The organism is Anabaena catenula FACHB-362 (genome assembly GCF_014698735.1).
Taxonomy (GTDB): domain Bacteria; phylum Cyanobacteriota; class Cyanobacteriia; order Cyanobacteriales; family Nostocaceae; genus Anabaena; species Anabaena variabilis_A.
This window is the reverse complement of record NZ_JACJTQ010000013.1, coordinates 72,264-94,479: the sequence shown is the minus strand read 5'-3', so window position 1 is coordinate 94,479 and position 22,216 is coordinate 72,264. Positions and strand designations below refer to the sequence as shown.

At 38.7% G+C, this 22,216-nt stretch carries 15 protein-coding genes and 1 pseudogene; 8 read left to right on the top strand and 8 right to left on the bottom strand.

Annotated elements, in window-relative coordinates; genetic code table 11:
* Nucleotides 1-129: 129 nt before the first annotated feature.
* Entirely contained in the window at nt 130-912 is a 783-nt protein-coding gene (locus H6G68_RS10855) for an ABC transporter permease (protein ID WP_190906662.1), read from the bottom strand.
* A 250-nt stretch (nt 913-1,162) separates the two neighbouring features.
* Here H6G68_RS10855 and H6G68_RS27895 point away from each other — a divergent pair.
* From H6G68_RS27895 to H6G68_RS10840, 3 genes and pseudogenes are all read left to right on the top strand, one after another.
* Nucleotides 1,163-1,805, top strand: a pseudogene (locus tag H6G68_RS27895) (exopolysaccharide biosynthesis protein).
* 251 nt (nt 1,806-2,056) lie between these two features.
* Nucleotides 2,057-3,781 carry an ABC transporter ATP-binding protein gene (locus H6G68_RS10845; protein WP_190906661.1) on the top strand — a complete coding sequence of 575 codons (1,725 nt, stop codon included), beginning with the start codon at nt 2,057-2,059 and terminating at the stop codon, nt 3,779-3,781.
* 144 nt (nt 3,782-3,925) lie between these two features.
* Nucleotides 3,926-8,212, top strand: coding sequence for a PAS domain-containing protein (locus H6G68_RS10840; protein ID WP_190906660.1), 4,287 nt, complete (start codon nt 3,926-3,928; stop codon nt 8,210-8,212).
* A gap of 204 nt (nt 8,213-8,416) precedes the next feature.
* Here the strand turns inward: H6G68_RS10840 and H6G68_RS10835 are convergent, their stop codons facing one another.
* Nucleotides 8,417-9,379 (bottom strand): diguanylate cyclase, encoded by a 963-nt coding sequence (locus H6G68_RS10835; RefSeq protein WP_190906659.1) that lies wholly within the window; start codon nt 9,377-9,379, stop codon nt 8,417-8,419.
* Nucleotides 9,380-10,152: 773 nt separating this feature from the next.
* Between H6G68_RS10835 and H6G68_RS10830 the strand changes: the two genes are divergently transcribed.
* Nucleotides 10,153-11,376 (top strand): bifunctional sterol desaturase/short chain dehydrogenase, encoded by a 1,224-nt coding sequence (locus H6G68_RS10830; protein ID WP_190906658.1) that lies wholly within the window; start codon nt 10,153-10,155, stop codon nt 11,374-11,376.
* A gap of 315 nt (nt 11,377-11,691) precedes the next feature.
* Here the strand turns inward: H6G68_RS10830 and H6G68_RS10825 are convergent, their stop codons facing one another.
* A complete protein-coding gene (locus tag H6G68_RS10825; RefSeq protein WP_190906657.1) occupies nt 11,692-12,573 on the bottom strand; it encodes a 2OG-Fe(II) oxygenase in 882 nt (293 codons plus the stop codon).
* A gap of 354 nt (nt 12,574-12,927) precedes the next feature.
* On the opposite strand from H6G68_RS10825, the gene H6G68_RS10820 reads away from it, so the two are divergent.
* The 3 genes from H6G68_RS10820 to H6G68_RS10810 all read left to right on the top strand — a co-directional run bounded on the left by H6G68_RS10820 (nt 12,928) and on the right by H6G68_RS10810 (nt 15,525).
* Nucleotides 12,928-14,130 (top strand): alpha/beta hydrolase, encoded by a 1,203-nt coding sequence (locus tag H6G68_RS10820; RefSeq protein ID WP_190906656.1) that lies wholly within the window; start codon nt 12,928-12,930, stop codon nt 14,128-14,130.
* 43 nt (nt 14,131-14,173) lie between these two features.
* The gene (locus H6G68_RS10815; protein WP_190906655.1) at nt 14,174-14,578 is read left to right on the top strand and encodes a hypothetical protein; all 405 of its coding nucleotides are present in this window, start codon (nt 14,174-14,176) and stop codon (nt 14,576-14,578) included.
* Between the two features lie 173 nt (nt 14,579-14,751).
* A complete protein-coding gene (locus H6G68_RS10810) occupies nt 14,752-15,525 on the top strand; it encodes a hypothetical protein (RefSeq protein WP_190906654.1) in 774 nt (257 codons plus the stop codon).
* A gap of 207 nt (nt 15,526-15,732) precedes the next feature.
* Here the strand turns inward: H6G68_RS10810 and H6G68_RS10805 are convergent, their stop codons facing one another.
* Together H6G68_RS10805 and tftA are read right to left on the bottom strand one after the other, a co-directional pair.
* The gene (locus tag H6G68_RS10805; protein ID WP_190906653.1) at nt 15,733-16,224 is read right to left on the bottom strand and encodes a DUF6174 domain-containing protein; all 492 of its coding nucleotides are present in this window, start codon (nt 16,222-16,224) and stop codon (nt 15,733-15,735) included.
* A 99-nt stretch (nt 16,225-16,323) separates the two neighbouring features.
* Nucleotides 16,324-17,676 (bottom strand): hormogonium tapered terminus morphoprotein TftA, encoded by a 1,353-nt coding sequence (gene tftA, locus H6G68_RS10800; RefSeq protein ID WP_190906652.1) that lies wholly within the window; start codon nt 17,674-17,676, stop codon nt 16,324-16,326.
* 187 nt (nt 17,677-17,863) lie between these two features.
* Here tftA and dnaG point away from each other — a divergent pair, with 187 nt between their 5' ends.
* Nucleotides 17,864-19,747, top strand: coding sequence for a DNA primase (gene dnaG, locus H6G68_RS10795; protein ID WP_190906651.1), 1,884 nt, complete (start codon nt 17,864-17,866; stop codon nt 19,745-19,747).
* A gap of 618 nt (nt 19,748-20,365) precedes the next feature.
* Here dnaG and ureG read toward each other — a convergent pair.
* From ureG to ureE, 3 genes are all read right to left on the bottom strand, one after another.
* Nucleotides 20,366-20,962 (bottom strand): urease accessory protein UreG, encoded by a 597-nt coding sequence (gene ureG / locus H6G68_RS10790; RefSeq protein ID WP_190906696.1) that lies wholly within the window; start codon nt 20,960-20,962, stop codon nt 20,366-20,368.
* A gap of 137 nt (nt 20,963-21,099) precedes the next feature.
* Nucleotides 21,100-21,783 (bottom strand): urease accessory protein UreF, encoded by a 684-nt coding sequence (locus H6G68_RS10785; protein WP_190906650.1) that lies wholly within the window; start codon nt 21,781-21,783, stop codon nt 21,100-21,102.
* Nucleotides 21,764-22,201: an urease accessory protein UreE gene (gene ureE, locus H6G68_RS10780; RefSeq protein WP_190906649.1), complete on the bottom strand. Its 438-nt coding sequence runs from the start codon at nt 22,199-22,201 to the stop codon at nt 21,764-21,766. Before ureE ends, H6G68_RS10785 begins: the two co-directional genes overlap by 20 nt.
* Nucleotides 22,202-22,216 lie beyond the last annotated feature (15 nt).

Below are 22,216 nucleotides of genomic sequence, written 5' to 3'. Positions count from 1 at the left end.
TAAAACTTGTATTACGACGGGCTTCGATAGTGGAATCGCAATTCCTCGTAGGTTGGGTTGAGGAACGTTCACGTAGTGTGCCGGAGGCATAACCCAACATTAATCAACTATAATTAACTGTATTCATAACTAACTTGAAGCACTAGTATAAAAACGTAATGCAAACCGCCAAAACCAAGCGGAAACCCAAAACAACACTGCCGCTAATACTACTGCACCTATCAACCAGGTAGATTCACCTTGACCTAACATCGCTTGAGCAGGAACGGTTGTTAAAAATGCTACTGGAACTACAAAGGTAAAAAATACGCGATAAGCGGCGGGATAAGCTATAATTGGATATCTTCCAGCTTCCAAAAACCCTCGTAAAACTTCCGTAACGTTGTATATTTTAACGAACCAGATAGTAGTTGCCCCCAGCATAAACCACAAGCTATAGAGAATCACTAAACTGCAAAATAACGGCAATATACTACTCAGGTACTTTTCGATTCCTAAACCGAGGCGTTTACCTGCATAGCCAATAATGATACAGCCAAAGATTAAATCTGGTAGTCCCCACGGTGATAGGGTGTGAGTGGAAAGCCAAAACTGACTGCGGATAGGTTTTAATAATACAAAGTCTAATGTCCCTTCCTGGACATGACGGACAATGCGGTTTAAGTTGGGAGCTAGGAAAGTGGCAGAAAAGCCTTGGAGTAATGTAAAAATTCCCAAGACTATCAAAGCTGCTTCCCATGACCAGCCACTAAAAGTGTAGCCAGTGCGGTAAAACAAGAATAACCCAAATACACTACCCGCTAGATTGCCTATGCTGCTGAGGGCGGCTAATATAAAGTTAAGGCGATATTCCAATTCGGCTGCGATCGCTGCACTCCAAAAAAGCCGTAGCACTTTCAAATATCTTTGCATCTTGCTTGTCTAACCCCGTGTATGCCGAATATAAGATAACTTCATCTAAACTTAATATTATTCTGAAAAATTACATATACATAGCGTTAAGATGTTGGATGCCACTTTTTAGCGAGTTAGATTCTATGCACTGGGTTACTTTGAGGTATAGGGAATTATCTATGCTGAATCTGGCTTCAGGTAAGATTTTTTTTGATGTATAACAAAAACTGAATTGTAATAATTTCTAACAAGATTCTGAAAAGATTATATGGCTAAACTTTCTAACGAATTACAACGCTATTTTTTTGAAGAAGAAAGACCGTAAAAAGTAACTTTGGCAGATATTTTGCTATTAGCTGGAGAAAGAATTTTTGGGTTTTTGCTGGTGATTTTGTCTCTACCTTCAGCTTTACCAGTTCCTGCACCTGGTTATTCAACTCCTTTTGGTGTGCTGATTTTTCTGTTAGCTATACAGTTAATTGCAGGTGCGAAAACCCCTTGGCTACCTCAGAAGATGTTTAATCATCCTCTACAACTATCTACAGTTCAAGGATTTTTGAAAGCGGGACTACCTTGGTTGTGTAGGATTGAAGCGATAGCGAAGCGCTCCGTAGGAATCGCACGTCCACGTTTATCCTATATCTATTGGTAGTGCGATAGCGAAGCGCTCCGAAGGAATCGCTCTCATGGCCATTTCCATGATGATTCCCATCCCTGGAACCAATACTCTACCCGCAATGGGCATTTTCGTGACAGCCTTTGGTTTATCAGAAGATGATGGTGCTATTAGTTTAGGCGGTTTAGTCCTCTGTGTGATGGGAGCAATTTTAACTACCTCAATTCTGTTCGCTTTGATGTGGGGTGGTTCTAGTTTGTTAGATGTGATCAAAACTTGGGAAGGTAGGGATTGAGGAGATGGGGAGATGGGGGGACACGGTGACACGGTGACGCGGAGAGTTTGTTTGATCAGCAATTAAGTAGAGTAAAACCCTCTTTCTCCCTGCACCCTGCACCCTGCCCCCTGCCTATTTATTCCCTGTTCCCTGTTCCCTGTTTACGAATTACAAATTACGTATCCCTAGCGGGACCGGAGGCACTATTACGAATTACCAAAAACTGGTAGCTTCAAACAAGGGAAAAATATTTTTTTGGAAGTTAAGACTTGAAAACACGTTCTAATTATTGGTTATTGTTACCCTATATCCGCACCCAATGGGAAACTGTCGCTAAGGGATTTGTGGGTATTTTGGGATATGTATTGGCAACTTTAACGTTAATTAATCTAGCGGGTAAATTGGCAGTTCCCTTTGGACAGGGTAATGTAGTAGCGATCGCTCAATTAGCAGGAGTCTGTGCTTTAGTATTTCTTGTCCGTGGTTTTTTTCAGTCCATGCAAGATTTATACATGGCACGTGCAGCTTTAAGAATTGCTTTTAATCTCCGTCAACAGGTTTACTCACATTTACAAAAGCTCAATCTCAGCTATTTTGAAACTGCAAAAGCTGGTGATTTATCTTATCGTCTCACCGAAGATGTTGACAGGGTTGGGGAAGTTATCAATAAGCTTTTTCATGATTTTGTTCCCTGCATTTTGCAATTAGTAGCAATTCCCATTTACATGATTTACTTGAATTGGCAACTCACGCTGGCTACAGTGATTGTTGCGCCAATTATGGGAATTTTAATTGGTTGGTTTGGGGAACGTTTACGTAAATATTCTCTCAAAAGTCAAAATCGGATTTCCGATTTATCAGCTATTCTCACAGAAGTATTCAGCGGTATTCGTTTAATTCAAGCTTTTGCCGCAGAAGACTATGAAATTGCTAGATTTAGTCATGAAGCAGAACGCAGTTTAAGAGCTAAATATTCAGCAGAAAAGTTAAAAGCAATTCAAATTCCCATTGTGGGATTTTTAGAAGCTTTAAGTGCTTTATCTTTACTGATGGTAGGAACTTGGCAAATTTCTCAAAACAATTTAACAGTAGGAGCGTTTTTCAGTTATTTAGCAGCAGCAGCTTTGTTAATTGATCCCATCGGACATACTACTAATAACTATAATGAATTTAAACAAGGAGAGGCATCAGTTGACCGGGTTTTTGAGTTGTTAGCAATTCAACCAACAGTCTTAGAAAAGCCAAATGCAATTAGTCTTCCGGCTGTAAATGGCAAAGTTGAATATCGTGATGTGACCTTTGCTTATAAAGTCGGTGAACCTGTATTAAATAATATTAATTTATTAGTAATGCCAGGTCAAGCGATCGCACTTGTAGGTGCTTCTGGTGCTGGTAAAACTACTTTTGTCAATCTTTTACCCCGATTTTATGATCCTGAAATTGGGAAAATTTTCATAGACGGTGTAAATATTCAAGATGTCACCTTAAATAGTTTAAGAAAACAAATTGGGATTGTTCCCCAAGAAACAATTATGTTTTCGGGAACAATTGCCCAAAATATCGCTTTTGGACAAAAAGCTTTTGAACTCAGCACAGTGGAAGAAGCAGCGAAAATTGCTAATGCTCATCAATTTATTCAGCAACTACCAGAGGGTTATAATACTTGGGTAGGTGAGCGGGGTGTGAATTTATCTGGGGGACAAAGACAGAGAATTGCGATCGCACGTGCTGTACTGTTAAACCCGCAAATATTGATACTAGATGAAGCGACATCTGCCTTAGATTCTGAATCAGAAGCCTTGGTACAGGAAGCTTTAGAAAGATTGATGGCAAACCGCACAGTATTAATTATAGCTCATAGGCTATCGACGGTTCGCAAGTGCGATCGCATTTTAGTGTTAGAAAAAGGGCAAATTGTCGAATCGGGAAATCATCAAGAATTGTTAGCTTTAGAAGGGAGATATGCGCGGTATTATGCTCAACAATTTTCTTAGTCATGCACCATCTAAGTAGCCATCATGAACTGCGTACACCAGGACACATGAAAAACTTCTTATCCCCCTCCACGAAACAGCGGGGTTAGGGGTGGGGTCTTATTTTCAAGTCAGGTTGTAGGAATATCTTCTCAGGGGTTGATTATGGAATCTACAACACCGTCACTAGATTATTTCACTCAAGATTGTATTCAACGCCACTTTGTTGTTGTCAATCCAGATGCATTCCTACTGGAAGCAGTACAAATGATGAGTCAAATAGGGAAGACTGACTCTAGCTCAGATTCTCTGTACACCAGTTGCTTTTTTGTCTTAGATAACCAAAAATTAGTTGGCTTACTAACAGAACGAGATTTAGTGAAACTAGCTGCACAAGAGCGCAATTTCAGAACAACCAAAGTTGCGGAAGTCATGACAAGGGAGTTGATTACCTGTCAAGAATGGCAAGCAAAAGAGCCAATCACAGTCATAGAATTACTCCGACAGCATCGAATTCGCCATTTACCAGTTCTCAACGAACAGGGACAACTGGTGGGATTGGTAACACTGAGTAGCATTCACGCCATGTTGCAACCTGCAAATTTACTCAAGTGTCGGTATGTCAAGGAGGTAATGACAGAAAATGTAATTCATGCTCCTCCTACAGCTACGGTGCTGGAATTAGCGCAACTGATGTCCTCTCATCATGTCAGTTGTATTGTGATTGGCAATCTCGTTGCACCCAGGAAAATCCGTCCTTTGGGCATCATCACAGAACGGGATATTGTTCAATTCCAAATCCTGGAGTTGAACTTGAGCAAATTGCCATGTGAACAGGTAATGAGTTCCCCTCTGTTTTTAGTGAATCCTGATGATTCCCTCTGGAACACTCATCAAGCAATGCAGCACCACAAAATTCGGCGATTTGTTGTCGCTAATAACGAAGGTTATCTGGTAGGAATTTTGACACAGACAGGCATCTTACAATCTGTAGATGTTAAGGAACTGTACCAAGTTATTACCCTATTACAAGAACAGGTGCAGCAGCTAGAGAATGAAAAAGTTAATTTGCTAAAACGCCTTAATTCTGATCTCAACGAACAAGTTAGCCTCAAGAAAGCCAAGCTACAAACGCAGACTCAACGCAATCAACTTATAGCCGATACCGCTTTTCGCATTCGTGCCTCTTTAACTTTAGAAACAATTCTCCACACAACCGTAACAGAAATCCGGGAATTACTACAGGTTGAGCGTGTAGTTATTTATCGCTTTTATCCTTCAGGGGGTGGACAGGTAATAGTGGAGTCAGTGGAGACACCCCAATGGTCAATTTTAGATAGGATAATTAAAGGTGAGTGGTGCGAGACAAATTGGCTAGACCTTGAGCAACACAAATGTTCTAAAGCTATTGCCGATATTCATCAAGCTAACTTGAGTCCTTGTCACATTGAATTCTTAACACAGTTTCAAATCAAAGCCTATTTATTAGTCCCAATCATATTAGATAATTCACTTTGGGGATTGCTGATTGCCCACAGCTGTATAGATGTGCGTCAGTGGCAACCTGATGAAATAGAGTTTCTAGAACACCTATCAATACAAGTAGCCAATGCTATTCAACAAGGAACTTTACTAGAGCAAGTCCAAAAAGCGAATATAGAACTGGAAGCGAAAGTAGCCGAAAGGACTACTGAATTACAAGCCGCAAATCAACGTTTGCAACAAGAGTTAGTCCGCGCTCAACAAGCCGAAGCCGCACTGAGGGAAAGAGAGGCAACAGTGCGGAGCTTTTATGATTCTGCACCGATGATGATGGGTGTGGTGGAACTACTAGATGATGACATCTTACATCTATCTGATAACTCTGCATCTGCTCAATTTTTCAAGACTACCCCAGAGCTACTGCAAAATCAACTTGCCAGTCAAATGGGTACACCTCCAGAATATATTCGCCTCTGGATAACTCACTATCGAGAGAGTCAACGCACAGGTCAACCAGTTCGGTTTGAATATCAACACACCACAGATGGAAAAGTAAAATGGTTGTCTGGAACAGTTTGTTACATTGGCCTTGCCAATAGCAATCGCCCTCGTTTTTCTTATGTTCTCGATGATGTCAGCGAAAAAACGCGGCTTGAAGCCGAACGCAAACATACAGAATCAGCCCTCCGTGACAGCGAACAACGGTGGCAACTGGCTCTACGTGGCAGTAATGACGGAATTTGGGATTGGAATCTGCAAACCAACGCAGTTTTCTTATCAGACCGTTGGAAAGAAATGCGTGGTTTTCAAACCCATGAGTTAACTGACTTTATGGAGAAGTGGTTCAGGCACATTCATCCAGAGGATATAGAAAACGTCAGCCAGAGGCTTAACGATCACCTCAACCGAAAAACACCATTTTTCAGCGTAGAGTACCGTGTACAGCGCCGAGACGGCAGCTATATGTGGATTCTTGATCGGGGGCAAGCACTCTGGGATCAAGCAGGTAATCTCATGCGAATGGTAGGCTTAGAAACTGATATCAGCTATCGCAAACGAGCCGAAGCCGCACTGAGAGAAAGTGAGCAACGCTATAGAATTTTAGTCACCCATGCACCCGTTGGGATTTTTCAAACTGACGACCAAGGTAACTGCTCGTATATCAATCCCCGTTGCTCAGAATTGACCGGAATGTCCATGCTAGAGGCTCTAGGTAAGGGCTGGATTCAGGCACTTCATCCCGATGACCAAGAAAAGATTATGACTGAATGGAATAGCGCTATCCAACAAGGGCGTGCTTTCTCAATGGAATATCGTTACTGTAAGCCTAATGGAGAGATCATTTGGGTATCTGGCCAAGCGGTAGCTTTATCCAATGAAGCAGGTGAAGTTATTCGCTACTTTGGAACTGTTATGGACATAACGGCTCGCAAACAAGCTGAAGAAGAACTGACCCTGAAAAACTTGGCACTGGAGGAAGCAAAACGGCAAGCAGAAACTGCTAACCAAGCGAAAAGCGAATTTCTTGCGAATATGAGTCACGAAATTCGTACTCCGATGAATGCTATTTTGGGTTTTGCCGACTTATTACAATCTGCTGTCACAGAAGCTCCTATCGCCGCTTATGTTGAAGCAATTACTACCAGTAGTAGAACTCTACTCGCATTGATTAATGATATTCTTGACCTTTCTAAAATTGAAGCTGGCAAACTTGAACTCCACTATGAACCTATAGATTTACGGGCATTAATTCAAGAAATATTACAAATATTTAACCCAACTGCAACCGCAAAGAATTTAATTCTTCGCTCCAATATTGAGGACACATTACCTCAAGCTGTTTATATTGATGAAATTCGTTTGCGCCAAATTCTTTTTAATGTTGTCGGCAATGCGTTGAAGTTCACCGAAAAAGGACATATTCAAATATCTATTCGCGCTCATCCCTATTGTACAAATAATGTCGAAAAAATCTGGTTAGAAATTGCTGTTGAAGATACAGGTATTGGTATTGAACGTAGTCAACAAAAGAGCATTTTTGAGGCTTTTGTTCAAAGTGCCGGACAAAGCAACCGCAAATATGGAGGTACAGGTTTAGGACTAGCAATCACTCAACGATTAATTAATATGATGGGGGGAATGGTGACAGTCCAAAGTGAATTGGGAATAGGTAGTATTTTCACTTTCGTTTTTCCAACAGTTTCACCTGCGCTTGAGTTGACACAAATAGTTACAGAATCTTACCAAGATGACCATTTGAACCAATTCAACCCCAGTACAATTTTAGTTGTGGATGATGTAGATTCAAATCGGGAATTAATCAAGGGATATTTTGATAAAACTCATCATCTGGTTCTGCTTGCAGAAGATGGACAAAAAGCCATTCATTTAGCTCAATTACACCAACCCGATTTGATTTTGCTGGATATAAAAATGCCCTACATGGATGGAAAAGAAACCGCAAAACATCTCAAACAAGATGAAGAAACCCAAAATATTCCTATAGTGATTATCACTGCTTCATCTCAGCCCCAAGAGCAGTATGAACTTGAGCGAATCTGTCAGGGGTTTTTATGCAAACCTATTAGTCGTATCCAACTTTTAACAGAACTGAGGAAACATTTACAACCGCTGAGTATAGTTGAAAATCAGAATCAATCAGATAGCTTTCACAGTCATATTAATAGTCATAAATTATTAAGAGTTCCGATAAATTTATCAGAATTATTAATTAAATTAGAACAAGAAGAAGAAATGGTCTGGAATACTTTACGTAAAACTCTTAAAATTCGGCAAATAAAGCAGTTTATTCAACGATTAGAGGCATGGGGACAAGAGTATGACTGTCAATTATTAGTGGATTATGCTAATTCTCTGCACAGTAACTTGGATGCTTTTAATATGGATCAACTACCATTAATAATGGAGCAATTTCCATCTGTACGAAAAGCACTAGAAACTTTGATTTAAAGAAATCACGCAATTTTGGATTTTAGATTTTAGTCTGTAGTGTACCCCTTTGGAGAAGCAAGCTACAGCCCTACTTTTTTAATTTTGTCCGACTACTTATAGCAACAGACAGGACGGTTAGGACACCAACTGATTATAAAACCTAGACACCAAAAGACTCTTCAGACTGTCCCCTGTCACCTGCTATATATCCAACTTCTTTCCCTATTCCCTATTCCCTGCTGTATCAGCAATTACGCGGTTGCGTCCTTGATTTTTGGCTTGATAAAGTGCCTTATCGGCTCGTTGAATGATAGTATCAATAGTCTTGTCTGCCGAGTTATAGCTGGCTATACCAATACTGACTGTAATTGATACTTTTTTTTCTCCGACAAAAATATATTGATTGTTAATATTTTCTCGGATACGTTCAGCTACTATTATGGCTGCATTGATATTCGTTTCTGGTAATAATACTACAAATTCTTCACCTCCAAATCTACCAAAAGAATCTACTTGACGCAAATAACTGAGGACAGTTTTGGTCATGAATATAATGACTTCATCTCCTATACTATGTCCAAATGTATCGTTAATTCGTTTAAAATAGTCAATATCTATTAAAAGAACAGCAAAAGACAAATAATATCTTTGACTACGCTTTATTTCTTGTTCTGCTATCATTAAAAGATAACGACGGTTCCAAACCCCAGTCAATGGATCTGTATTGGCTAATGTTTCTAATTTTTTGACCAATTCTCCTTGTTCATGTAATAATTTTTTCAATTCTTGCCGTGAATATTTTAGTTCTAAATGCATTCTCACACGAGCTAGAAGTTCCGCTGCATAAAAGGGTTTTGTAATGTAATCAACTGCTCCTTTTTCAAAAGCTTGCAGCAAATGATCTTGTTGTTTACTAGCAGAAATAAAAATAATCGGAATTTCCGATAATTCAGGATTATTTTGAATTTGTTCACATACCTCTAAACCATCCATTTCTGGCATCATTAAGTCTAATAAGATTAAGTCTGGACGAGCCGATTTGGCACGTTCTAAAGCTTGATTACCATTGGATACTAAGGTATATTCATAGCCAACTTTATCTAGAATATTGGCTATGACTTGCAAATTTAGTTTGACATCATCGACCACTAAAATTAAACAATCTTCTGGATTAAATAATGTCATAATATAGCAATCCTGTCTGTGTGAAAATAAGTTTGAAAAGCAGATAAGCTGTGGAGCATGAAGAAAAAATAATTATGACCACATGATTAAGAAAAACTTGAATTTTTATCTAAGTCCCGTTAATCAGCAAAATATAGATTATACAATTTTGTTGGGTATGTTAACTGTCGAATATCAATTGCAGACTGTCTAGTTGACCCGATTAGTTGGAACGCTTTAGTTCGGCAGTCCCTAACCCGCCATAATTATTCATATTTAATAATATTTATTTTTATGAATAAACTAGTAAAGTTGATACTTGATTTTGTTAAACTTATCAAAAAAGATATTTACCCAAGTTGCTGGTACCGCAGGGCAGAATTAAAAATTAAAAAATTTAAAAAGCAGATTGTATAAGCTTTTCAGGGATTTTTAATAGTTGGTTGACGGCTACCCTTGTGTACTAGTCATCTAGTTTAGGCTGGTAATGGGTAATTGGGAAAAAGGTTTAATTCTTGATTAAACTCCGTTGTCTTCCTGTCAAGAGTCACCTGTGCTGATTCAAAAGTGACGACTTCATACACTTAAGTACTAGCGCATTTAAATACATTCCAATATTATTGAAAGCGATTTATATATTTAATCCTCGCTTTGTAGTGACATGGATTGGGCAGGAAGCAAGCATATTCAAAACCTCAAAAAATTGGGGATTGGAAAAAAATTTTACCCATTACGTCTTACCTATTATCTATTATGAAGAATAATTAAGAATAAATGGTGTCAACAAAAACGTGATGAGACTGGCTGAAAGCTTAACAATTGATTGGGTTTTAGTAAACACCTGCGTGCAGTTTGCGGCTTGGGGGTTATTCTCCCTATTACTCGCAGAAATATTAAGGGACAGCTACCATGCTTTGTGTCACCAGGTAACTTGGCTGGCTAAATGGCACAATAAGCACCATGCGGCTTATCGTCGGGATTTATCGTTAGTTTCCCAGAAAGCTTATCTGGATTCCCAGCTTTACCATGACATATTAGAGTCGAGTTTACTGGTAGTCATATTAACAGCACTTGCCTTACTCGGCCAGCAATGGGGGTTATGGTTGGGAGTCATCTATGCTGTAACTTTTTTGTATGGTGCATCTGGGCGCTATTTCCAAGGAACCATTGATACAGACTACAACCACCTACCTGGACCTTTGCAGACAATTCCTTCCGTTTGGCTGGTGAATAGAACTTATCATTGGCGACATCATTTTGATGATGTTAACGCTTATTACAGTGGTGTCTTTCCTTTAGTGGATAAAATATTGGGAACAGGACTTTCTGTCAAAGGTAAAACCGTGGCTTTGACGGGTGCATCTGGTGCTTTAGGACAAGCATTAGCGGCAGAATTGCTGAAGCACAATGCTACAGTTGTGGCATTAAGCACCAATCCCGACAAAATACAGCCGCAAGCTGGGGTGAAAGTGCTGGCTTGGGAATTGGGTAATGAAGCGGAACTACAAGCCAGATTAGAGAAAGTGGATATTCTAATTATCAATCATGGCGTGAATGTTTATAGCGATCGCACTTCGGCAGCAATTCAAAATTCCTATGAAGTGAACACCTTTTCGGCGTTGCGGTTGATAGATATATTTTCTGCAACTGTTACAGGCCCATTCGCCAAAGCAACTAAGGAAATTTGGGTGAACACTTCTGAAGCGGAGGTTTCCCCAGCCTTGAGTCCCCTGTATGAACTCAGTAAAAGAGCCTTAGGGGATATTATTACTCTCAAGCAGCTAGATAGAGTTTGTGTAATTCGCAAGTTAATCTTGGGACCGTTTAAGAGTCAACTAAATCCTTATGGTGTGATGTCAGCAACCCAAGTAGCACGAGGGATTTTGTTTTTAGCCAAGCGGGATTTTAGGAATATTATTGTCACGGTAAACCCGCTGACATATTTGCTGTTTCCCATCAAGGAATTTACAACTTGGTTGTATTATCGCATTTTTAGTAAAACCTTAAAAACTGACTGATTTTACAGCAATTAGCATTTAAATAAGCCATCTTGTAGAGAAATTTCCTAATCTCTACATGGTGGTATGGCGTAAGCCATTGATATAGCAATTACCATTCAAATGAGGTACAAGCTGTAATAATTAAACGCAGCGAAAAGTTCCTCGAAGCCGGGTTTCCCGGCGTAGGAAACTTTTCAAGACAGATGGACGCAGATAAACGCAGATGATTTTGTACTTCACCAGACTAGGAAACGCTATAAAACCTAGATGCCAAAAGACTTTTCACACTGTCACCTGCAATACTTAGAAATTGGTTGTTCATTCATCGATTTTTTATTGCCAAAGAATATGCTTTTTTTGTGATTCTGAAAAATTTTCTGCTAATAAAGTTAAGTCTTCATAGGGCAAGGATATACTACTATAAAATGAATGCTTTTTACTTCGGGGTGTATAATCAAAAAAGAGAGTAAATCTATCTGATGTTATGGGTATTTTCCCACGATGAAATATACTGTCTGTAGCAGCAAATATCACTGTACCGTTAGAACCAAGACATGAATTATAATTTTCCGAAGATATAACCTCTTGCATGGTTTTGTCGAGAATATAACCACATACATATTTTAAAGAATGAGCTATGTGTGAAGTTAAAGACTGAGAAATATATTGAAATGGTCCTTGGTTCTCATCAACATCATTTAAATAAATGATAATTTTCATGACCCTTCGAGCTTCACTATCTATATGCCATAATCTTGAACCTTTCTCTAATTGATTGGTGATATCTCTACGAAAATATACACCATGATAGGCTACTGGAAAACCAAAGTAATTCTCAACAATGTTAAGTAAACGTTGTTCTAGTCCCCACAAAAATATTTCTGGATATTGCATTATTTGCCGGGAACTAGCATGAAAAACAAATTGTTTTTCATGACTATGAACATTTTTTTCTAATCTGGGCATAATATTTTTTACGCCATCTAGTAATCGATAGGTAGATGGTATAGCTAATTCTTCTAATGAAGTAATTACAACACCTTCCTTTTTCATTGTATTTACTAAATCAAGATCACTTTTTGAAAGATGAGGCAGATTGATAATATGTTTTTTTACTGCTTCTTGATAAGCTAATTCACCTTGATATCGTATCAAGGGAATTGTATTAATCTTTTTTAAGAGTTTATTGTGAGCTATCTGGTGAAGTTTATACATTATTTTGTATCCTCAGATTAATTTAGATGTAAATATAACTATTGCAAGCAATTTAATTATCTTTCTTTAGTTAGAAAGGTACTTGATTTTGAATAAGTAATCGGCATTATGGCTGGTAATTATTGCTATTTAATACCTTTTCGGTTGTGATATAGTTAACTACAAAATTAAATTATATGTATATGGATATGTATATGGCGGTAAAAATGACACCAATTGAGAGCATAATTATCACAGAGCAATACACGCAAGGCTGATTTTGTAGATATTTCTATTCCCTTCGCATTGGCGTAGTCTATCAGTATGAATCAACGTCAAAAATGGTATAAAATAGACTAAATTGGTTGATGTTAAATGTTCTATCAAAGTAAAATATTGTTTTCCTTGCTCGCATTATTACTAAGTTTAATTAGTCTATTCCTCAGTGCTTGGATTATTATTCCTGCTCCCAATATGTTTTTACTTAAACTGGCAGTAGGAGCGCCAGAAGTTAGTCCTTGGTTGTTGATATTAAATGTACTTTCTTTATTGCTTTCTTTTTTTGGGATTCGTCAGCGTAAAATACAGCGTCTGGCATACATTTTTAGCTGCATAGGATTGTTATTTTGTTCATTGGTGCTAGTGAATATTACAACAACTCAAATGCAAATAGAGCAAGGGATGAAACAAGGGTTAGGTGCCAATTATTTAGACAAAATTCCTATCCAAGTCAGCACCAAGATGCAACCCAGTCCTTTTAGTTTAATTAATACTTTCCGAGGTATTCCATTAGGTAAAACTCGTCATCAAACCGGGATTATTTTTGCTAATCCGGCAGGAATGGCTTTAAAAATGGAAGTTTATCAACCTCAAGCAGTGGGGAAATATCCAGCGCTGGTAGTCATTTATGGTGGAGCTTGGCAATATGGCAATCCTCATGCAAATTCTGAATTTAATCAATATATTGCCAGTCGCGGATATACGGTATTTGCTATTGATTATCGACACGCACCCGAATATAAATTTCCGGCTCAATTAGATGATATAAATACAGCCCTAAATTTTATTCGCAAACACGCTGCTGAATATGAAGCAGATTCAGAACGCATGATATTATTAGGACGTTCTTCGGGAGCGCACTTAGCGATGTTGGCGGCTTATCAACCAAATGCACCATCTATTTTGGCTGTGGTAAACTATTACGGCCCTATTAACTTAACTGAAGGATACAAATCACCACCACATCCTGATCCTATTAACAGTCGCGCAGTTTTAAAAGCATTTATTGGTGGCTCTTTAGCAGAATTTCCTCAACAGTATAAAATTGCTTCACCGATAAATTACGTTACTCGTTCTTTACCACCAACTTTATTAATTTATGGTAGTCGTGATCATTTAGTAGAAGCGCGATTTGGTAGACAGATGTATGAGCGTTTACATAACTCTGGGAATACTGCGGTTTTTCTAGAAATTCCTTGGGCTGAACACGCTTTTGATGCGGTTTTCAATGGTGTTAGTAATCAATTAGCGTTATATTACACTGAAAGGTTTTTGGCTTGGGCTTTGTTTAGCCAGTAATTTCAGCATCTTGATCATCAAATTTTACAATTTTTAGAAGCATATGGTGCGGTTGTTTGTGACAGTGATTTTAGTTTTGTTAACAGCTTGTAGTAGTATTGTATTGCTACCGACTTATGATTTAGTCCAAAAAGCGATCGCACTCCAGGTAGAACAAACCCAACAGCAACTTAGCCAAAAGCTAGATTTAGACTTCCAAGCATTTGACATCCAGGGACTTTCAATTACTCAACAAAAACCCCTAACGATTGAAAATTTACCTGCTTACCGTGTGCGCGGAACCTATAATCTCATAGTCAAATTACCAAAACGCAGCTTTACCCAAGCGCAAAAACCCTTTGAACTTTATTTGCAAATTCAGAAAGAAGGTAAAAGCTGGAGGTTGCTGCTTCCAGACAAAAATAGTCAAAATACTCACCCAATTTGGCGTAGTTATCTGATTCTTTAGTTGGTGTGTGCTACTGCAAAAACTATCACAAGTAAGCAGACTAAAAACTCAAGTTCAAAATCCCAAATTTCTATAATTACCATGTGCTATTAGAAAAACCAGCACAGGGACAGAAGTATAACAGCTAACCTGTAGCCATGATGGGGATAACTGTTTTACCAAAGATAAAAAATATGTATTTCAACTTTTTTATCAGTTCTATTGTGGGAATTGTTGTCACAGTATTACTAGCTTTTGGGGTTTTGCAATGGTTACATATACCTGCTGGTAATTTTCTCGATTGGGTAATTGGTGGTGCAAGTTTTTGGTGGTTATTAGTAATTGTCACAGTTCCCTGGAATGTGCATTTTCAAGCTAAAGAAGTTTTAGTAGAAGCAGCAGAATCAATTGAAAAAAATATTCCCGTAGATGAAAAACAAGTTAAGTATGTGAAAGTTTTGGCAAAGCGTTCCTTCTGGCTGGCAATTGGTTTACACTTAATTTCAGCCGTTGGTCTTTATATCTTAGCCGCTACTGGTATTAGTGCTGTAGGATATATCAGTTCTGGTGCAGCTTTGTTATTAACTTTACTGCGTCCAGCTATCAGCGCTTATGAATATTTGTATGCTCGGTTGAGAATGATTCGCCAAGCATTTACTTATCCTCGTGAAGATATTTTGGAACTTCGGAATCGCTTTTCTGAAATTGAACAAAAAATCCAATCTTTAGAAGATCAACTCAATCCAGAACAGTCTTATTCTTTAGTAGCTAATCAACAACGGTTTTCGGAAGAAACCCGCCGAGAACTAGCGCGAATTATGGCTAATTTAGAAGAATTACGGGCTACAAATCAATCTGAACATGAACGTCTATCGAGAGAAGCCAGAAATGCGATCGCACAACTTTCTAGTGATGGACAATTTCTCGATCATGTTCGGGAAATTATCAGATTCTTTAAATCAGCGTGAACATACAGCAGGAAACAGCAGTAAAACCAGCTTTTTATTTACCTTTGTAACTAAATCTTGTATTTCATTTGCCTGGAATACGCTGTAAATTAAATGATCACAATCATGAAAATTAATACAGAGACGGTTCCGGAAACGTCTCTATAGTATTTCCAAGTTAAACAGGTTTTAATTGATAAAGCCTATTGTGACAGCGAAATAGATGAGTTATTGCAGCACCTTAAAATTTTCAACTGTCAAATATAATTCTTCATCTGCCATCTGTGCGCTATAATCAATGTTAATTTGAGTTGGGTAGCCAAGTTTGGGGTTGTATTTCACCGTCAAACTATCTGCTTTACGAGCGATCGCATCTTTAACTACACTAAACAGTTTAGGGATAGTATCATATTGTTTGAATAATTCTGGATCAACAGGGTTGCCAGTTTCTACAGAAATCACAGAAGTTGTCATACCATTATTAACTTCAATAATCACAGGTCCTCTAGCTTCTTTTGTGCAGAAACAACTTCGCGTCAATTGATAGCTATATTTAGATACATTTTGACGATTCCATAGTTTTTTATTAATTCTTAATTTTTTGACATTTGAGTTAGATGATTGTGCTTTTGCTACTTGAATAGGTGGTTGAGAAATTAATGGTAAATACGACCCAAAAGAAATTAGTAATCCCGCACCGATAGCAATAGGTAAGCGCATAAAAATCCTCGTCTGTTGTAAATAATATTTGTGATTTGAGTACATTGGTATAGACGAGCTTTAGGTGCAGAAGTTTCAGAAATATCTCAAATTCATCAATCAAAGCAATCCGGCTGATTCATAAAGTCGTTTAAATAAGGCTTTAATTTTTGTACCATAATCTAAATCTGCTGACCATCTTCCTGATAGTTTATCAACTGATGGAGCAATACCCCTGGTGACAAATCTAAATCGGGGATCTACTTCTTGTTGTACTAAAGGTTCTAAACTGGCGTAGGCTTTCAAATGTTGAATATGCGCTCTGACACCAATTCTGGCACTAGGAAAAGATGCTGCTTGTGCGCCACCACCTATCGCTCCTAATCCAGCAAAGTTATTTTGTTGAGGTTTGACATCACCACCAAAACGTAAGAATCCAGTTTCTAAACACATTTGACAAAAGGCAAGATCATGGTTTACTCCTTCGAGAGCAGCTTCTTCTCGATAAAGTTTCGGCACATCAGGAAACTGGGTCAAGGCGTTTTCATTATTGTTCTTTAAAAAGATTTGTAGCTGTATTTCTGAGGTATAGCCATAGGCAATAATTTTGTCACTCTGTCCTGGAGAAACTGTTGAAATTGAGCGTAATTTGACAGCACTATTGGCACTATCCCAGGCAACAGAAATATTAAAATCTCGAAGTTCTATGGCTTTGATATAAACTATGCGGCGATAGGTAATACGGCGGACATTAGGCGATTTTGATAAATCAAGCCCTAACCGATCTACTAAATCAATGGGGATATAAGAGTTGCCATTAATCAGTACTCCTTGCTCTGCGTAATTTTGTCCATTGATATTGATATTAATTGGTGGATAATTTGGTTCTACGGGACTTCCAGGATTGGGATCAACTGCTCGACTCCAAGCTATTAATCCATCAACAATTCCTAAAGCAAAATCACGGCGACGAGTTTGTAGTAAAGTTCGATCATCTGGACTGCTAATAAAACCTACTTGTAGTGATAATGCAGCGATCGCAGTCTGACGACAAAATCTTAAACTACCTAAGCCACTATCTGTATCAGGTTTAACGCCACGATTGGGTAATTGAGGCACACGGCGCAACAATCCCATCAGCAACATCTCTGCATTTTGCTTGCGGATATTGTTGTTGGCAATATAGAAAACACTAGCCCCCCGGACACTAGGACTACTAGCCGCATCAGAGTGAATTTCTACCGTCACATCAGTGGAACGAGCGCGAGAATTAATCCAGGTAATAGTTTGAGCAGCACTTAAATCATCAGGAACAGCTAACACTTCCACAGTCCGGGATCTCAGTTCTGTAACAATCAAATCCCGTAAAAGAATCATTTCTTTCGCTTCAGTAGTACCACCTGCGATCGCACCAGAATCAATTCCGCCCGCTTCTTTGCCCCCATGCGCCGCCGAAATAAAAATACGTCCCATTTTTGATGTTTCCCGTTGTTAAGCTCTTTTCTTTTGCAATTTTATCGATTATTCGGGTTCTCACAACAAGAATATAATAGTCATTAGTCATTGGTCATTGGTCATTGGTCATTGGTCATTGGTCATTGGTGATTCCTCCGCGTCCCCGTCCCCACCCCGCGTCCCCATCCCCCCCATTACCTAAAAAATGCAAATCCCCCGCTTACATCCAGACACAGTTGAAGAAGTCAAACTCCGTGCTGATATTGTTGATGTGGTTTCGGAGTATGTAGTCTTACGGAAGCGCGGAAAAGATTTTGTCGGTTTATGCCCTTTTCATGATGAGAAAAGCCCCAGTTTTACTGTCAGCCCCAGTAAGCAAATGTATTATTGCTTCGGTTGTCAAGCTGGAGGTAACGCCATTAAGTTTGTCATGGATTTGAGTAAACGCCACTTTACGGAAGTAGTACTAGACTTAGCGCGACGTTACCAAGTCCCTGTACAAACCTTAGAACCAGAACAAAGGCAAGAATTACAGCGCCAGTTATCTCTGCGTGAGCAGTTGTACGAGGTTTTGGCTTCCACAGCCCAATTTTATCAACACGCCCTCAGACACACGCAGCAACAAAAGGTAATGCAGTATTTACAGGAGAGTCGCCAACTTAAAGAAGAGACAATTCAACAATTTGGTTTAGGTTATGCACCCTCTGGTTGGGAAACCCTGCATCGGTATTTGGTGGAAGATAAACGTTACCCAGTGCAATTGGTGGAAAAGGCGGGTTTGATTAAACCGAGGAAAGAAGGAGGTGGATATTATGATGTATTTCGGGATCGGTTGATGATTCCTATTCGTGACGTACAAGGGCGAGTAATTGCTTTTGGTGGGAGAACACTGACAGATGAACAACCCAAATATTTAAATTCCCCAGAAACAGAACTTTTCAGTAAAGGTAAAACCTTATTTGCTCTAGATCAAGCTAAAGACGGAATTGCTAAACTAGATCAAGCTGTGGTAGTTGAGGGATACTTTGATGCGATCGCTCTCCATGCTGCGGGAATTAATAACGCCGTCGCTTCTCTGGGAACAGCTTTAAGCATAGAACAAGTCCGTCTACTCTTGCGTTACACCGATTCTAAACAACTAGTACTCAACTTTGATGCTGATAAAGCTGGAACCAACGCCGCCGAAAGAGCGATCGGTGAAATTGCGACATTAGCATATCAAGGCGAAGTGCAATTAAAAATTCTTAACTTACCCAACGGTAAAGATGCTGATGAATATTTACATAGTCATACAGCAGCAGATTATCAGCAATTATTAACCAACGCCCCATTATGGTTAAATTGGCAGATTGACCAAATTATTCAAAATAGAGATTTAAGACAAGCTACTGACTTTCAACAAGTCACGCAACAAATAGTAAAACTCTTGCAAAATATAGTTAATAGTGATACTCTTAATTACTACATTTCCTACTGTGCAGAAATACTCAGCTTAGGGGACGCTAGACTTATTCCTCTAAGAGTTGAGAACTTACTAACTCAAATTGCTCCTACTAAGGTACAAAGCCCAAGTGCAAGAGTACGCAAACAGGAGCCTAAAACGCCAAAGCTATCTCTAGTAAATACAGAACGTAGTCTACTAGAAAGAGCCGAGGCGTTATTATTACAAATTTATCTCCATTGTCCAGAACAACGTCAAGTAATAATTAACGAATTAGAAGAGCGAAATTTAGAATTGAGCCTTTCTCATCACCGTTTTTTATGGTTACAGATTTCCGAATTAACAGACGAAGCTGATTTAATTTCCAGTTTGCAAAATCGATATTTAGAATTATCAGAAGAATTAGTATTAGTTGCTCATTTATTTCATTTAAATGAGAAAACAAAACTTGATATAATACGTACTCCTCATGTTGTAGAAAAAATTCTTGTATGTATGGAAAAAATGATAAGAGAAAAACGCTATCAATACTTTTGGGAACAATGGCAACAAACTGGCTCTACAGTTTATGGTGAAGCCTTTACATCTGAAAAAAAGCGACTCCGAGAACTAGATAAACAACGAGAATTTTCGATTACAGAATTGTAATCTAGCAAGAAATAGGGAACAGGGAATAGGGAATAGGGAATAGGTTTGAAAGTTGTGTAGTTGTGTAGGGTGGGCAATGCCCACAAAAACGGGAGCATCCCAATTTTGCAAAAATATACGCAACTAACCCAAAAAACCTGTTTTACCTCTTACCTATGCCTTCGGCACGCTACGCGAACGCGCTCTTCGCGTCTATCCCTACGGGACGCTACGCGAACGCGGTTCGTTTATTTTATGCTTTGTATTCAGTTGGAAGCTCAGATAAAAAATAAACTTACACATTTGGGATGCTCCCACAAAAACTAGACAAACAACGATAATTTTCGATTACAGAATTATTGTAATATCACAGGGAATAGGGTTGAAACTATAAACGGTGTTAGTCGTATAGCTCACCAAAACCCGCTTACGGTGGGCAATGCCCACCCTACTTATATTTCAAAAATCAAATAGGATTGCTATATAAAATTTGTGAAAGTTTTATAACTCAATAGAGTTCAGCTAAACAATTTCTTCCTTTTCTTCCTTCTCTGTGTCCTCTGCGCCTCTGCGGTATGGCTAACGCCACGCTTCGCGAACGTTAAAAAAAAGACTTTAACAAAGAGTAATAGTCTTATTTTAGCAAATGTGCGTGGTAACAAATTCAATGACATCTGCTAAACCGGCTTGAGTTTTCAAATTCGTAAAAATGAAAGGTTTTTCATCGCGCATTTTTTTTGCATCTCGTTCCATCACACCTAAATCAGCACCAACATAGGGTGCAAGGTCGGTTTTATTAATAACTAATAAATCAGATTTAGTAATACCTGGGCCACCTTTGCGAGGAATTTTATCACCAGCAGCCACATCAATCACATAGATTGTTAAATCAACTAATTCAGGACTAAAAGTAGCAGCTAAATTATCACCACCACTTTCTAAAAACACCAAATCTAAATCTGTGAATTTTTCTTCCAGTTGTTCAATTGCGGCTAAATTCATGGAAGCATCTTCGCGGATAGCAGTATGGGGACAACCTCCTGTTTCTACACCCAAAATGCGATCGCTCTCCAACGCCTGAGAACGCACCAAAAACTGGGCATCCTCTTGAGTATATATATCATTCGTCACTACTGCTAAGTTATATTGTGCGCGTAAAGCCTTACACAAAGCATCAACTAAAGCCGTTTTCCCCGAACCCACTGGCCCTGCTACCCCAACTCGAAATGTATTCATAAAATTAGTCATTAGTTATTAGTTATTAGTCATTAGTCATTAGTTATTTGTGAAATTATCAAATATTCCCTATTCCCTATTCCCTATTCCCTATTCCCTGTCACCTGTCACCTGTCACCTGTCACCTATTCCCTGATTTAACTTCTAAACAACCTAGTATACTGGGTTTCATGCTGCATACTAGCCAAAGATAACCCCCAACTACAACAAGCCAAATCATCATCCTCCAAAGCCAGAATTTCCACCATTGCAGCAGTTAATAATTCTTGTAACCCAAGTAATAATTCTTGTCCAGCAGTTTGACCTAGAGGAATAAGTTTAACTCCCGCAGTAATTAAATTATTTGCCCAACTATGGAGATATGCTAATGATGCAACTTCTGTGCTAATTTGCCAATGAGCGCCAGCAATGCCAAATGCGATCGCATAATTGCAAGGATAACCCACAGATGTAGCTAATGGTAAAGTTGCTGGTGCGAGTTTACCTAATAATTGTATGAGCGATCGCCCCATTTGCCAACTAGAAGCGCGTAACTCTTCAGTATCTCTCACCGCAGATAACCACAAATTCCATCGACGTAAAGCTTCCACATCATCGATATTAGCAGCATTGAACCCTCTTACCATTACAGCGGTATCTAGCCGAATTGACCCATAACGTAACTCAGCTTCTAACCAATGTTTGAGATTTTCCACATTAGCAATAGTGCCATTTTCCACCAACATTTCCAAACCTTCTGAATAGCTATAAGCTCCCACCGGTAAAGCTGGACTAGCTAATTGTAAAATAGATAAAAAATTACTATGAGTGAGAATGTCCATAAGCTCCTAATTCTGGTTGAAAAGGTATAACTTCTTCCTTAATTTCTAAACCTAATTGTGTCAACATAGCCTGTAAAACTGCATCAGGTGACAAGCGTAAATAAGTTGGAGTAATTTCTACAGGTACATGACGATTTCCCAAATGATATGCAGCCCTTAATAATAAAGGTGTGGCAGCAAACACAGTCAAAACAGGTTCAGGTTTAGCAATAATTTTGATTAAATTACTTTGACTTTCATCAGCGAGAATATCACCATCATGTAAAACCGTACCTCTCGGTAAACGCAAAAACACAACTTTACCATCCTCCAATGTAAATCGGTGACGGCTGCGGGTGCGTTCTTCTGCGGTGAGTGCGAGAGTTAAATTAACTACAACATTGGAGTCAGTTCGTTTATATTGCGTCAAAGTTAGCATAATTTATTCATCAAT

What these genes read in the sequence shown, in the direction of transcription:
- H6G68_RS10810 (WP_190906654.1), top strand. Translation starts at nt 14,752, where the DNA reads ATGTATTTCAACTTTTTTATCAGTTCTATTGTGGGAATTGTTGTCACA.
- H6G68_RS10830 (WP_190906658.1), top strand. Translation starts at nt 10,153, where the DNA reads ATGAGACTGGCTGAAAGCTTAACAATTGATTGGGTTTTAGTAAACACC.
- H6G68_RS10785 (WP_190906650.1), bottom strand. Translation starts at nt 21,783, where the DNA reads ATGGACATTCTCACTCATAGTAATTTTTTATCTATTTTACAATTAGCT.
- H6G68_RS10815 (WP_190906655.1), top strand. Translation starts at nt 14,174, where the DNA reads ATGGTGCGGTTGTTTGTGACAGTGATTTTAGTTTTGTTAACAGCTTGT.
- H6G68_RS10805 (WP_190906653.1), bottom strand. Translation starts at nt 16,224, where the DNA reads ATGCGCTTACCTATTGCTATCGGTGCGGGATTACTAATTTCTTTTGGG.
- H6G68_RS10840 (WP_190906660.1), top strand. Translation starts at nt 3,926, where the DNA reads ATGGAATCTACAACACCGTCACTAGATTATTTCACTCAAGATTGTATT.
- tftA (WP_190906652.1), bottom strand. Translation starts at nt 17,676, where the DNA reads ATGGGACGTATTTTTATTTCGGCGGCGCATGGGGGCAAAGAAGCGGGC.
- ureE (WP_190906649.1), bottom strand. Translation starts at nt 22,201, where the DNA reads ATGCTAACTTTGACGCAATATAAACGAACTGACTCCAATGTTGTAGTT.
- H6G68_RS10855 (WP_190906662.1), bottom strand. Translation starts at nt 912, where the DNA reads ATGCAAAGATATTTGAAAGTGCTACGGCTTTTTTGGAGTGCAGCGATC.
- ureG (WP_190906696.1), bottom strand. Translation starts at nt 20,962, where the DNA reads ATGAATACATTTCGAGTTGGGGTAGCAGGGCCAGTGGGTTCGGGGAAA.
- H6G68_RS10835 (WP_190906659.1), bottom strand. Translation starts at nt 9,379, where the DNA reads ATGACATTATTTAATCCAGAAGATTGTTTAATTTTAGTGGTCGATGAT.
- H6G68_RS10825 (WP_190906657.1), bottom strand. Translation starts at nt 12,573, where the DNA reads ATGTATAAACTTCACCAGATAGCTCACAATAAACTCTTAAAAAAGATT.
- H6G68_RS10820 (WP_190906656.1), top strand. Translation starts at nt 12,928, where the DNA reads ATGTTCTATCAAAGTAAAATATTGTTTTCCTTGCTCGCATTATTACTA.
- dnaG (WP_190906651.1), top strand. Translation starts at nt 17,864, where the DNA reads ATGCAAATCCCCCGCTTACATCCAGACACAGTTGAAGAAGTCAAACTC.